The 12,223-nt window shown below is 63.1% G+C and carries 10 protein-coding genes; 2 read left to right on the top strand and 8 right to left on the bottom strand.

Features of this window, described 5'->3' with window-relative positions:
* Nucleotides 1–500 precede the first annotated feature (500 nt).
* Entirely contained in the window at nt 501–3,479 is a 2,979-nt protein-coding gene (locus tag BLT40_RS04215) for a sensor histidine kinase (protein WP_176809096.1), read from the top strand.
* Here BLT40_RS04215 and BLT40_RS04210 read toward each other — a convergent pair.
* The 8 genes from BLT40_RS04210 to BLT40_RS04175 all read right to left on the bottom strand — a co-directional run bounded on the left by BLT40_RS04210 (nt 3,476) and on the right by BLT40_RS04175 (nt 10,719).
* Nucleotides 3,476–4,309 (bottom strand): alpha/beta fold hydrolase, encoded by an 834-nt coding sequence (locus BLT40_RS04210; protein ID WP_090351650.1) that lies wholly within the window; start codon nt 4,307–4,309, stop codon nt 3,476–3,478. The two genes, BLT40_RS04215 and BLT40_RS04210, sit on opposite strands and share 4 nt — an antisense overlap.
* Nucleotides 4,310–4,426: 117 nt before the next feature.
* A complete protein-coding gene (locus BLT40_RS04205) occupies nt 4,427–5,284 on the bottom strand; it encodes an alpha/beta fold hydrolase (RefSeq protein ID WP_090351647.1) in 858 nt (285 codons plus the stop codon).
* Nucleotides 5,285–5,323: 39 nt separating this feature from the next.
* Nucleotides 5,324–6,019 (bottom strand): hypothetical protein, encoded by a 696-nt coding sequence (locus BLT40_RS04200; protein WP_218124515.1) that lies wholly within the window; start codon nt 6,017–6,019, stop codon nt 5,324–5,326.
* A gap of 415 nt (nt 6,020–6,434) precedes the next feature.
* The gene (locus BLT40_RS20200) at nt 6,435–6,716 is read right to left on the bottom strand and encodes a Rossmann-fold NAD(P)-binding domain-containing protein (protein WP_079520196.1); all 282 of its coding nucleotides are present in this window, start codon (nt 6,714–6,716) and stop codon (nt 6,435–6,437) included.
* Nucleotides 6,717–6,833: 117 nt separating this feature from the next.
* Nucleotides 6,834–7,862 carry an NADPH-dependent aldehyde reductase Ahr gene (locus BLT40_RS04190; RefSeq protein ID WP_090351645.1) on the bottom strand — a complete coding sequence of 343 codons (1,029 nt, stop codon included), beginning with the start codon at nt 7,860–7,862 and terminating at the stop codon, nt 6,834–6,836.
* Between the two features lie 87 nt (nt 7,863–7,949).
* Nucleotides 7,950–8,885 (bottom strand): MBL fold metallo-hydrolase, encoded by a 936-nt coding sequence (locus BLT40_RS04185; protein WP_090351642.1) that lies wholly within the window; start codon nt 8,883–8,885, stop codon nt 7,950–7,952.
* 191 nt (nt 8,886–9,076) lie between these two features.
* The gene (locus tag BLT40_RS04180) at nt 9,077–9,796 is read right to left on the bottom strand and encodes a hypothetical protein (protein WP_079520202.1); all 720 of its coding nucleotides are present in this window, start codon (nt 9,794–9,796) and stop codon (nt 9,077–9,079) included.
* 68 nt (nt 9,797–9,864) lie between these two features.
* Nucleotides 9,865–10,719, bottom strand: a complete 855-nt coding sequence (locus BLT40_RS04175; protein WP_079520203.1) for an alpha/beta fold hydrolase — start codon at nt 10,717–10,719, stop codon at nt 9,865–9,867.
* A 556-nt stretch (nt 10,720–11,275) separates the two neighbouring features.
* Between BLT40_RS04175 and BLT40_RS04170 the strand changes: the two genes are divergently transcribed.
* On the top strand, nt 11,276–12,214 hold the full coding sequence (locus tag BLT40_RS04170; RefSeq protein ID WP_254857192.1) for a GlxA family transcriptional regulator: 939 nt from the start codon (nt 11,276–11,278) through the stop codon (nt 12,212–12,214).
* The last annotated feature ends 9 nt before the right edge of the window (nt 12,215–12,223 follow it).

Genomic DNA, 12,223 nt, shown 5'->3' with positions numbered 1-12,223 from the left:
TGCGGCATTGAAACGATCAACCGAGGGAGAACGCGCCAGATGACCTTCGACCTGGAACCTCGCATGTGTCGCATGGCTTTCCCGCCCGTGTGAAAGCCCGTTCGATTGAGGCAGGGATTGCATAATGTCACGAGCAAGCGCCACCGGCTGATGGTCGTAGCGCGTAGCAAGTCCTATTGCTCGCATGACCTGCATAAAAAACCGCCTATTTGCGCGTACTTCGCCATTCGCCCAGCGCGGAAATCCGGTTCGCATGAGCGGCTGCCGTCCCTCCCTGTGCGTTGATGTTTCAAGTCGATCACAGGGAAGCGATGTGCGCACCCACCAGCCGGAGTAAGCACCAGTCGATGCTTGCGAATGCAACAAACCCAGCGCACGATACATACCGCCTGTGGATGGGACCTCAAGTCCGCCCACATCAGTGCCCGGCGGGCAAGCAGCATGCGGGGAACCGCAGAAAGGGGAACCGAGTGAAGCGACATCCGGTGTGGGGGATCCTCATGACCATGGGCCTTGCCATGGTGCTTGCCCTGCCCGCCCATGCCGACTCTCCCAAATTCCCAGGCTTCGTCACCAAGTTCTGGGGGGGACGGGATGGAGCGCCTGGCGATATCAACGCGATGGCGCAAACCAGTGACGGCTGGCTCTGGCTCGGAACCTCCTCGGGGTTATACCGATTCGACGGAAAGGCCTTTGCTGCCCAGGACCTTTTGCCCGACGACTACACAGGCTCGCGGCAGGTCATTGACATAGCGGCACGTCCGGACGGCGACCTATGGGTCGTGTACGGGAGCACTGCGGTCGTACATCGGGCAGCGGACGGCGTCGTTTCCCAGCCAGACGGCCTTCCCCGAAGCGGCATCGACGGCCTGTTCTTTGACGGTGGCGGCCGCACCTTCGCCACTGTTGGCGACGCGGTGTATGTCCTGAGCAACGGCCACTGGGTCCGGTGCCGGTCACCCGAATGGCAGCTGCCTGCTGCACCTTTGGAGATCGTGACGATCGACGCCGAGGGCGACGTCATCGCAAACACGGAAAGCGGCGTTTATCGCCTCGCCAAGGGAACCAAGGCTTTCGTCCGCGTCCCGGACATGGATGCGGCGTCACAGCGCTACCTGATCGGCGCACCCGATGGACGGCTGTGGCGAACAAGTCCCACGGGCCTCGAGCTTGTGCCCGGCGCGAGGGCCGCGAAGCCCGCCCCGGGCACAGGCAGCAGTGTATTCGCCTTTGATGGTCGTGGCGGTTTTTGGTCGCTGATTGGCGGTTGCCAGACGTTGTGCCTTCGCCGCGCCGGCTTGAGTCCGGCCAAAAAATCGATGGCCGGCAGTGATGTCGAGGCCCTCCCGGAGCGGGCCGATACCCTGCAGCCCATGACCCTCCTTGCCGACCGCGCAGGAAACATCTGGGTCGGGGCAAAGGAAGGACTTGCACGCTTCCATCCCGTCGATACCCGGCCGGTGAACGTCGGTTATGCCGGCTATTATTTTTCGGTGCTGCCGGAAAACGACGGCAGCGTGCTCGTCGGTACGTTTTCCAACTGGAAGCGGGATGACGTGATGCGCTTTTCCCGCGATGGGAAACGCTCGACGCTCGCGAATGAGGACACCGTCTCGCTGGTCCCATGGGAGAACGGAGATGCCCTCCAGGCGACCCGTTATGCCGCCATCCACCTCGTGGCGGGCGACCGGTTGGTCCGCTGGTCTGACCGGCCCTCCTCCGTGGGCCAGGCCCCGCTCCTGTTCATGCTGCCCCGGGCCAACGGTACGGTGTGGGCCGGCGTGCGCAACACCGGGCTGTTTGAAATCTCCCCGCAAGGCTGGGTCCGACGCGGGAAGGCGGATGGACTTCCGGACGAGCCGCCGGTTTTTGGCGCAGCCGACCGGTCCGGCCACACCTGGCTCGCCTATCCGGGCGGGCGGATGCTCCGGGTAGACGGGGACCGAGCGGCGCGGGAGATGTTGGACACCGGTCTTGGGACCGTGGCGGTCATCTTGCCGGGTGATCCGTTCGTCGTCGCCGGCGAGCGCGGCATCGCCTGGTTCGATGGAACCGCTTTCCATCCGGTGGCTCTGCGAATGCCGGGCGTGCTGAGGGGCGTGACAGGCCTTGCGCGGACGCCGGACGGCGCGCTTTGGGCTTACGGACGCTCGGGTCTTGTCCGCATCGACGCGCACGCGATGCGGGGCGTGTTGGCCGGACAGGAGACTGATGTGCCATTCCGCATCCTGACCGAGGATGACGGGCTGCAGGGCGCTGGCCAGCAAGGTGGCCTGCCGAGCCTGCATGTCGATGCGGGCGGAATACTGTGGGCAGGCGGAACGCTGGGGCTGGCAACGGTCGACCCAGCCAGACTCCAGGGGCCGGACAAGGTCCACCCTGTCATCCTCTCGATGTCGAGCAGTCACGGGGTGCTCCCGAAAAACGGGGCGACGCTTCCCCCCGACGACACCGCGCTTGAGATCAGTTTCTCCGGCCTGTCCCTGGGCGACCCGAACCACGTGCAGCTTCGCTATCGTTTGAAAGGCATGGACGAGGCATGGCACGACTCCGAGAGCCCCAACACGGTCAAATACGCAAGCCTTGCGCCAGGCGAGTACCGCTTCGAACTCCAGGCAAGAAGCACCGAGGGCGACTGGTCCGCGGTCGTGTCGTCCGCTGCGATCACCCGCACGCCGTCCTTTGTTGAAACCACCCTCTTCCGCTGCCTCGTTGCCCTTGCCGCCGGATTGCTGCTGTTTGGCGCCTATCAATGGCGTATCAGGACGCTGCGCCACCGGCACATGGAACGGACAAAGGCCAAGCTCGCCGAGCGCGACCGCATCGCCAGCGAACTGCACGACTCCATCCTGCAGGGCATGCAGGCCATCTCAATCCGGCTTTCGGCATGGGAACTCGACGCCAACATGCCTGAGTGGATGCGCGATCGCGTCAAGGCACTGTCTCGACAGATGCAGGGCATCGTCCTGGAAGGCCGTGCGCGCGTCGTCGCCCTGCGGAGCGTGGGCCAAGGCAGCATGTCGCTGTCTGATGCGCTTCGGCTCATTGGCGAGGACCATGAGGAGGGTTCAACCGTCGCCTTCGAGCTGACGGTCATCGGGGAAGAAACGGAGCTGCCGGACGCCGTCCAGGTGCCAGTCCTCGACATCCTCAGGGAAGCAGTCCACAACGCCTTCCTCCATGCTGCGGCCAGCACCGTGACCGTCACCCTCGATTTTGCTCCCGGCGCCCTGCGGACCAGTGTGCGCGATGACGGACGGGGCATGCCCGCGGACGTGCTCGAGGCCGGGCGGCGCCCCGGACACTGGGGATTGGTCATCATGCGTGAGCGTGCCGAGGCGGCCGGTGCGCAGTTCGACATCGCGAGCGGTCCGACCGGGACGTGCCTGAGCCTTGGCGTCGCCCTCCCCGACGAGCGGGCGGTCCGGAACCTGCGGCGTAAGAGCGGAAGGAGGACTTCCCGCGTCAGGCAAGCCTAGGCAAACCGGTAACCGCCGCCAATCCAGTTGCTGACAAGCCTTGCATAGGTCGTCGACGCGTCTTCCCAGACAAAGTGCCCTGCTTCGACCACTTCGGCCTTGCAGTGCGGCAGGTTGTCCCTCAGGAACTCGCCGTTCGACGGTGGGACGAACGGGTCGTCGCTGCCCGAGATGGCAAGCACCGGCGTCTTGATGCCGGACAAGGCTGCGGCGAGGCGCGGTAGTTCGGCCGGATAGGCGCGCACAAATTCTGCCGCGTCGTTCCAGCGCTGGCCCTTCGACGCTGCCCGATAGTCTTCAAGCACCTCAGGGGCAATCGGAACGCGGGCGGTCGCCGACACCAGTGCTACAACCTGGTCACCGCCGTCGCCACCTTCAAAGTCGCTGTGTCTGGACGCGACAATCTGCGCGAGCGGGTCGCCCAGCAAATCCATGCTCACCGCCCCGCTACCGGCAACGATGCTCTCGAACAGGTCCGGGCGCTTGGATGCGGCAAAGAGCACAGCAAGCGTTCCCACGTCCGGGGCGACTACATGGGCGCGGGTCAGGCCGATCGCCGGCATGAGTTCCATGACAAAGTCGCCCATGGCTTCCGGCGACATCAGTGCCTTGCTGGCCTCCGATTGACCAAAGCCCGGGAGGTCGACAGCAATCACCGGGCCGAGGCGACACATGTCTGCCCAGATGAAATTGAACGCGAAAATACTCTCGGGCCACGGGCAGGTCAGAAGAAGCGGAATGCCGTCCCCCTGCCGTGATGCAATGAACCGCACTCGCACGCCTGCGACTTCGAGAAACGAGACTTCTTCTTTGAGCAGTGCCTTGACCATGTCGTTCAAACTCGTTTGATGGGCCGGCACAAATGGCATGCCGGTCCCGTTTTCAATGTTCCGGAGACCAGACAGACCGTGGAGCCGGCCCGACGACGCGGCCTTTAAGGATGCGTGTCACACCTGCTGGAGGAACTCGCGAACGTGCGCAACGTACGTCGATGCGTACTGGTAAATCGCACCGTGCCCCGAATTGGGATAGACGATCAGCGTCGCGTTGGGCAAACCGGCTGCCAGCACAAACGAATTTTTCGTCGGAATCATCGTGTCGTTGTCGCCATTGGTCACGAGGACGCGGTGCGGAATGCGGGCAAGCTTGCCCGCAACGTCACCTTTCCAGTTCGCCCATGCAATCATGGCGCTGAGCTGTGCGGGGGCGACGTCGGGGCCGGCCGGCGGATCGATGTCTGCCGTGCGCATCCCGAGCCGTGCGACAAAGGCATCCGCTGCGGCCTGTCCTGCGGATGTTGCCGGGAAGAAGAGATGCTTGAGCTTTTTGCTCATGGGCATGGTTGCGTCGACATAGATGGCCACGAGCTCCGGCCGGTCCATGCCAGCACCTTCGCCGCCTTCCGGCGCGCTGCCTGAGATGACCATCCGGTCGATGAGGTCAGGCCGGGCAATAGCCATGTTCTGGGCGAGGAAGCCACCGAGCGAGAAACCCAGAATGTGGAGCTTTGGGAGACCGAGGGCATCGACAAACCTCAGCGCATGCTGGGTCATGCCGTCGATGGACGTCGGAACCGCACCACTGGATCCGCCGATGCCCGCGTTTTCAAACAGGATGACCTCGCGGTCTTTGGCCAGTTCATCAATGATGGCCGGGTCCCAGTTGTCGAGCGTGCCAGTGAAGTGCTGCAGGCAGACCATGGGCGTGCTGCCAGTGGCACCAAAGCGTCGGTACGCATAGCGGTTGCCGTCGACGTCGAGGTGCTGCGTCGGCGCGGTGGCCGAAGTATGAGCGGTGGAAGTCATGGTCTGTCCTTGGTGGAAGTCGTCGGGCGATTGCGCCCTTCAGGTAAACCGGATGTCGAACAGGTCCACGCCGACGATGAGCGGCTCGGCAAGGGACGTGTTGTCGGCAGTGCGGGGGAAAATGCGAAACCGCGTCGGCATCTTCAGGCCCTGGACTTCGACGTAGTCGGAGATGTAGCGCGCCGCCTGGTTCTTGCCCTGGATATCGACTTCGTAATCGTGGCGACGGCAAAGACCATCGGCATCGAAGTAAAACGTCTGCACCGCGCTGTGGGTGGCGAATGCTTCCGGGAACGTCGCCCGCAGCCGACGCCAGGGCTGCCCGTCGACCACCCAGGGCTCGATTTCCTCGATGAGGATGCCGTCGCCCGCAAGCACAAACGGCGCGCGGAGATACGTCGACATCGTGTAGCCGGCAAAATAGGCGAGCTGCGGGTTCGACCATGGCGTCTCGAGCTCATAGCCTTCAAACGAGGCCCTCGGGTTGTCGAGAACTTCGACGACCGCGTTGTCGGGGGCGACAATCTCCACCCGCTTTGGTGTGAACGACGAGCGATTGGGGGTCGGAGCAAACGGCGAGTGGGAGACGTGCTGCGTTTTGAGGTCGACGGAGACTTCAGAGTCGGTAAGCACACCGATCCGCTGCTTGAGTGCCCAGAGCACGCCTGTGTGGTGGAGCTTCGCAGAGACTTTGGAGAACGCATCAAAGCGCTCCAGGCCACCTGCAGCGTCCATCGCAAGTCGGAGAAGGTCGTTCATGGCGTCGCTGTTCCATTCGTCATGCTGTCAAACCAGCCTTGTCCTGAGCGTGGCGGATGGGCGTGGCTTGTTCTTGGACCGCACCACTTTCGGACCGCGGGTTTGAGTCAAAAAAACGGACACGGCAAGCCGCCGTCTGGTTTCAGCCGGTCTGGTTCTGTGGTGCTTGCGCGGTTGTGGTTGAGTGCGCGCCGGTAGCCGACCGAGCCATCGGCATGCGGGCGGATGCGACCCATGCGGCCACGAGCACGCGCATTGCCAACGCATCCGTCTTTGATGCCATCCTGACCCTCTCCCGCGTTTACCCCCTTGCAATATCAGGCAAGAAAAAGAGAAGGGCCGCTCCCGCCTGGACGCGGCCTTTTTTTCGCAGCCGGAAAACCGGAGGGCATCAGCCCCGGGGAATGGGATTGTCCACAAGGGCCTGGTTGCGACTGGCGATGCGCTCGTATTCCTCACTCCGCGGCACCTTGAGCATGTCTCGGACACGCTCAACGTAAATGCCGGTGCTGCCGGTCGCCAGCTGCGCCATCGTGTCTTTGATGTAGACATCGAGCGGCATCGCACGCGGGTCATCGCTCTTGTGGATGAGGTCGGTGTTGACCCAGGGCGGCGCAATCTCGATGTCCTGAAAGGGAAGAAGAGCCCTGGCTCTGGTTGCCAGACCCCGCATCAATGGGGGCCGTGGGCGCGTCATCGATGACCAACTGGCTGAAAATCCGGACATCGTGGTGCTGGAAGACCAGGTAGTCCGACCGGACAGGGTGTCCGGTCGGCCACCGGGACTCGCTCAGGCTGCCGGGAAGTCCGCGTCGAGCACGACGCGGTAGTTGGCCTTGCCGGATTTCAGATGTGCAATGGCGTCGTTGATGCGGCTCATCGGGAAATGCTCGGTCCGTGGTGCGATACCGTGGTGTTCGGCAAAGCGCAGCATCCTCGCCATGGACCCGCGAGCACCGGCCGGCGACGACGAGACCGACGCCTGGGGCAGCAGGAGTGACATGACATGTAGCGGGATCGGTTCGGCCGGAATGCCCACAATGTGCAGGCGCCCCTTCGGACCCAGCAACTGCAAGATGGCGTCCCACTCAAGGGTTGCACCCACCGTTACGATGATGAGGTCAAAGGTACCCCGGATGGCGTCCCACTCAGCCCCTGGGTGGGTGGTGACCACGTGGTCGGCACCGAGCGACAGAATGTCGTTGCGCTTGTCGGCGTTCGACGAAAAAGCCGTGACTTCACAGCCCCAGGCATGCAGGAACTGGAGCGCCAGATGGCCGAGGCTGCCGATCCCGATGACACCGACCTTATCGGTCGGTCGCACATCAAATTCGACGAGTGGCGAAAAAACCGTGATGCCCGCACAAAACAGCGGCCCGGAGGACGCGGGGTCGAGGCCTTCGGGAAGCGGGATAGTCCACAGCCAATGGACTTTCATCCGGCTGGCAAAGCCGCCGTGGTGGCCGATGATGGTCCCCTCGAGCTCGCGGCAGAGGTGATTGGCCCCGTCCAGGCATGGGTCGCAGTGCAGGCAGCTTGCCCGGTTCCAACCCACGCCAACCCACTGGCCTTCCGCCAGACCCTTGTTTTTGGCCGTTTCGCCAAGCCGCACGACCCGTCCCACCACTTCGTGGCCGGCAACGAGGGGAAACGTGACAAAACCCGGTTCGTTGTCGATGAACGATAGGTCGGTGTGGCACAGACCGCAGTAGACGACCTCAACCTCGACTTCCTCAAGGCCCAATTTGCCGAGCTCATAGCGGAACGGCTCAAGGGCCTGACCGGCTTCGTTTGCGACCCATGCGTTTACTTGTGACATGACAATCTCCAGGTGCCAGGCGAGTCTCTGGTTGAAGCCGCCGGAAAAATGGGAGCAGCAACACCGCCTGCGCCCATCAGGCGTCGGTCAGACGCCGCGATAGACAAGGGTTGTAAAAAGAGCGGGGCTGATGACCGCCTGGCCCCACCGGGCGTCAAACGCCTGGGTGGGTTTGGCGGCGATGACCTGCTCGAGCGAGAGTCCCTGCTTTTTCAAGCCGGCGACCTTGTCACGAATGGAAACGAGCATGTCGCGGTACGCGATGAGGTCGGCCTTCGTTCCTTCCGGTCCGTGGCCCGGAACAACGATGGTATGCGCCGTCACCAGACTGATGTTTTCGTCGGCGGCGGCAATCATGCCGTTGATGCCACCGCCTTCGGCGTAGTCAATGAACGGGTAAAGACCGTTCCACCATGTGTCACCGGTAAAGAGCACATCCGCCTGTTTGAAATAGACCGACAAGTCGCCGTCCGTGTGGGAAGTCACGTAGGGCCGGATGAGGACGCTTTCGCCATCGAACGGCATGGTCTTGTCACCTTTGACAATCAGCGTCGGCCGGGCGTCCTTCTCCACCGGCTCGAAGGTATGCCCCCATTCTTCTACGCGAATGCTTTCGCCGAGGTGCTTTGCCGTCTGCGCGCTTGCGACGATGGTCGCGCCATCCTGGTGGACCCAGCCGTTGCCGTCCGCATGGTCCCAGTGCCAGTGGGTGTTGACCATGTAGCGCAAAGGCCCTTTTGACAGCTTTTTGAGCACGTACTCGATTTTCGGGCGCGACACGGCGATGCCAGCGTCGACCATGAAAATGCCGTCCTGGCCAACGAGTGCCCCGATGTTGCCGCCCGAACCGTAAAGGGCGCTGACGCCACCACGAAGTTCCTTGACGGTAACCGGGGCTGTCGCGGTTGCCTCGTTGATTTTCGCATACGGGGTGTCATCGCTCGCCGCCGCGCCCATGGCGGCCAGGGAGAGAAACAGTGCCGCGGCAAGCGCGCGCATGTCGATGGTTGCCTTCGGTTTCATGAACCCTCCTCGCAGGAATAAAAAAGAACAGGTGTTGCCAGCCTTGCGGTCGGAACGCCCCTGTCGGCCGATCCGCACCTCCTCGAAAAAATCGTCCGTCCTGGTCCGCCGCCCTCTGGCCGCGCCGCACGGGATGGTGATGCGCTCATCACCCAGTGACGTGCACGTTCGACCCGGCGCCATCCGACTCTTTAGCCGAGCGTGATGTGCGACAGCTCGATGGAGACCACGAGGGGCTCTGCCATGCGCTGACCGTCCGGCTGGCGCGGGTAGATGGCACGCTTGGTCGGGAACTTGATGCCTTCGACCGTCGTGTAGTCGGAAACGTAATGGGCGCCGGGGGTGTTGCCGGCAATTTCCACGTCGTAATCCAGGCGGCGCACGAGACCGTCGGGCCCGATGTAGAGCGCCTGGGCCTTGCTGAATACCTCGAGGGAATCGGGGTACCGCACGTTGACCTTGCGCCACGTTTCGCCGTTTTCCTCCCAGGGACCAGCGTCCTCGCATTCGACGCCGTCCCACGCAAGAACGAACGGCGTGTTGAGGTACGTCCACATCGCGCACCCTGCAAAGAAGGCGAGCTGCAGGTCATCCCACGGGGTATCGAGCGCGTGGCCGGCGAACGATTCGCGTGGATTGTCCAACGCGGTGATGACCTCGTCGTTCCCATCGAGCAGTGCAATGCGATGGGTCGCGAAATCGCTGCGGGCCGCAATGCTGCCAAAGGGCGCATGCGACGCCCACTGGATGTCGGTTGCGACCGTCACGGTCGTGTGGTCGAGAATGCCGCCCTTGCCCTTCAGGCCCCACAGCGCCCCGCCCTGGTCGAGCGTTGCACTGACCTGACGAAACTTGAGCCACGTGTGGAGACCACCGTGCGCGTTGATGATGTCTTCGGAAATCTTGTTCATGGAACACCTCAAAAGTGAGAAACCGGCCCGGGCGAAATGGATGCCGGCCGTGTCAGACCGGGCGTGACTCAAGCGTGTTCGGAGAGGACAAAGGCGGCAATGTGGCGCGCGGCCTCATGCGGGTACTGGTGCTGCGGTGCGTGACCTGCGCTGGGAAACGTGACCAGGCAAAGCGTCGGAAGCTGGGCATTGAGCGCGTACCAGTTCTCGACGGGGAAGGCGATATCGTGGTCTGCGCCGAGGTGGAGCACAGGCACCGCCGTGTTCTTGAGCACGTGGAGGACGGCATCGACCGGGAACATGGGATTGCGAGGGGCACCACCGAGTTGCTCAGCCGCCCATTCATGCGGCACGTCGGGGCTGGATCCTGTAGTCCTCAGTGCAAGCCGGGCAAGTGAGCGGTGCCCAGCATTGACGCTTGCTGGCGCACCCGGTTCGAAAAAGAGCCTGATGGCATCGTCGGCATCGTTCTGCCGACGGGCAAGGTCGTAAAACAGCTGCTCGCTGCTCTTGACCAGATGCCCGGGTGGCGTCGTGGCCATAAGGACAACATGGCTTACCAGCGCCGGTGCCTGGGCGAGGACGATTTGCGCAGCGATGCCACCGAGCGACCATCCCCCCATGGCCACGTCGCGCAGCTGGAGGGCGCTGATGAGTTCGATGGCATCTTTGGCGAGTGAAGCAGGGTTGTAGGTTGGCGTGCCTGTCGACTGGCCGAGGCCGGTGTAATCGAACACCGTGACCTGAAAACCCTGAGCGGCGAGCGCGTCAAGAAACAACGGGTCCCAAGAATCCATTGTCCCGCGAAAACGCACGGCGAGGACCAACGGCTTGCCACTGCCGATGGTGCGGTAGGCAAGGCGCCGGTCGGCGAGTTCGACAAACTTCGTTTCCGATGTGACGCTCTGGAATGACTGTGTCATTGGGGGCCTCTTTGTTGTCAGGGGTGAGAGCACTGCTTGCGTGGCAGCGGGGGCCGAGGCCGTGGCCGACACGTGAGAGCCGTTGACCGGACAAAGACGTTGGCCCGCCACCTTTTCCCAAACCGTAGCGCGGGCGCACGCACCGCTCTTGGAGCGGGCGGTGGAAATTGACCAATGGCATACAGAAAGTGCGCAACCGGATTGGTCGGCCCATCCGACCACCTTGGGGGTTTCGACAAAACACCTCTTGGACGCGCGTCATTTGCGGCTCCGACAGACCACATGCCCTGGCGATGTCGCCAACGACGATGCTCCGCCCCGCTTGCCGGTCCATGTAGGCCAGCGCGCGCCGTTTTCGGCTGCATCGATACCCTCCAGAGACTTAGTGTGCGGAGACTACCGAAGGCGTTCACATTTCGAAGGTCGAAAATCCATCAAATACGGACAAGGATGCGTGGAGACAGGTCGAAAGGTGCGTGCCATGACCCGGCAAACGCGGTCCGGATGGTAATGTTGAGGGTTCCACGAGAGAGGTGTTGTGATGCGGCGGGTTGGCATGATTGTTTACCCTGATTTCCAGGTCCTCTGCTTTGCTGCCTTCTCCGTGTTTGAAGTGGCCAACCGCGAGGCCGGCAAGCGCCTTTACGATCTGGAGGTCCTCGGCAACGGTGGCGGAGCGGTCCGCAGCTCGTTTGGCCAGGATGTCACTTGCGCCCCTCTTGTCGACACCGGCTTTGACACGATGCTGGTGGGCGTGGGCATCGACGTTCCCGACCACGACCCCGCAGTCTCCGAGTTTCTCGTCGACACCAGCGCGCGAACGCGACGCATCGCCTCCATCTGCCTTGGCAGCTTTGTCCTCGGGGACGCGGGCCTGCTCGACGGGCACAAGGCGACAACGCACTGGAACTTCGGCGACCGGATGCGGGCGCGCTTTCCCAGGTGCACCGTGGACCTCGACCGCATCTACGTGCAGAGCGGCCGCATCTGGTCGTCTGCGGGCATGTCGGCCGGCATCGACCTCGCACTGGGTCTTGTCGAGGAAGACCACGGCCGAGAACTGACGGCGATGATTGCCAAAGGCATGGTGCTCCATCACCGGCGTGCCCCAGGCCAGTCCCAGCACTCAACCCTGCTGGACATCGATGCACGCTCCGACCGTATCCAGGCAAGCCTTGCGCATGCCAGGCGGAACCTGCGGAACGAGCTCAGCGTCGCGGAACTTGCCGCGATCGCGCACCTGAGTCCCCGGCACTTTGCGCGGGCATTCCGTGCCGAAACCGGCCGGACGCCGGCCCAGGCGGTCGCCGCGTTGCGCATGGAACAGGCCCGCATGCTCATCGCCCAGGGAACCTTGTCGATGGAGACCATCGCCCGCGACACGGGTTTTGGCGACACCGAGCGGATGCGACGCGCATTCGTGCGAGGACAGGGCACAGCCCCGACCGAATTGCGTCGGCGTTTGCGCATGGATCGCGAGACCGAGGGCGAATAGACCGGAGAC

The sequence above is a fragment of the Dyella sp. 333MFSha genome (genome assembly GCF_900102405.1).
Lineage (GTDB): Bacteria > Pseudomonadota > Gammaproteobacteria > Xanthomonadales > Rhodanobacteraceae > Luteibacter > Luteibacter mycovicinus.
This window is presented reverse-complemented; position numbering and strand designations above follow the sequence as displayed.

Bases quoted from the DNA above. Each gene is read 5' to 3' on its own strand.
- BLT40_RS04210 (WP_090351650.1), bottom strand. From the start codon at position 4,309: ATGGTCAAGGCACTGCTCAAAGAAGAAGTCTCGTTTCTCGAAGTCGCA.
- BLT40_RS04185 (WP_090351642.1), bottom strand. From the start codon at position 8,885: ATGAAACCGAAGGCAACCATCGACATGCGCGCGCTTGCCGCGGCACTG.
- BLT40_RS04205 (WP_090351647.1), bottom strand. From the start codon at position 5,284: ATGACTTCCACCGCTCATACTTCGGCCACCGCGCCGACGCAGCACCTC.
- BLT40_RS04170 (WP_254857192.1), top strand. From the start codon at position 11,276: ATGATTGTTTACCCTGATTTCCAGGTCCTCTGCTTTGCTGCCTTCTCC.
- BLT40_RS04190 (WP_090351645.1), bottom strand. From the start codon at position 7,862: ATGTCACAAGTAAACGCATGGGTCGCAAACGAAGCCGGTCAGGCCCTT.
- BLT40_RS04175 (WP_079520203.1), bottom strand. From the start codon at position 10,719: ATGACACAGTCATTCCAGAGCGTCACATCGGAAACGAAGTTTGTCGAA.
- BLT40_RS04180 (WP_079520202.1), bottom strand. From the start codon at position 9,796: ATGAACAAGATTTCCGAAGACATCATCAACGCGCACGGTGGTCTCCAC.
- BLT40_RS04215 (WP_176809096.1), top strand. From the start codon at position 501: ATGACCATGGGCCTTGCCATGGTGCTTGCCCTGCCCGCCCATGCCGAC.
- BLT40_RS04200 (WP_218124515.1), bottom strand. From the start codon at position 6,019: ATGGACGCTGCAGGTGGCCTGGAGCGCTTTGATGCGTTCTCCAAAGTC.
- BLT40_RS20200 (WP_079520196.1), bottom strand. From the start codon at position 6,716: ATGCGGGGTCTGGCAACCAGAGCCAGGGCTCTTCTTCCCTTTCAGGAC.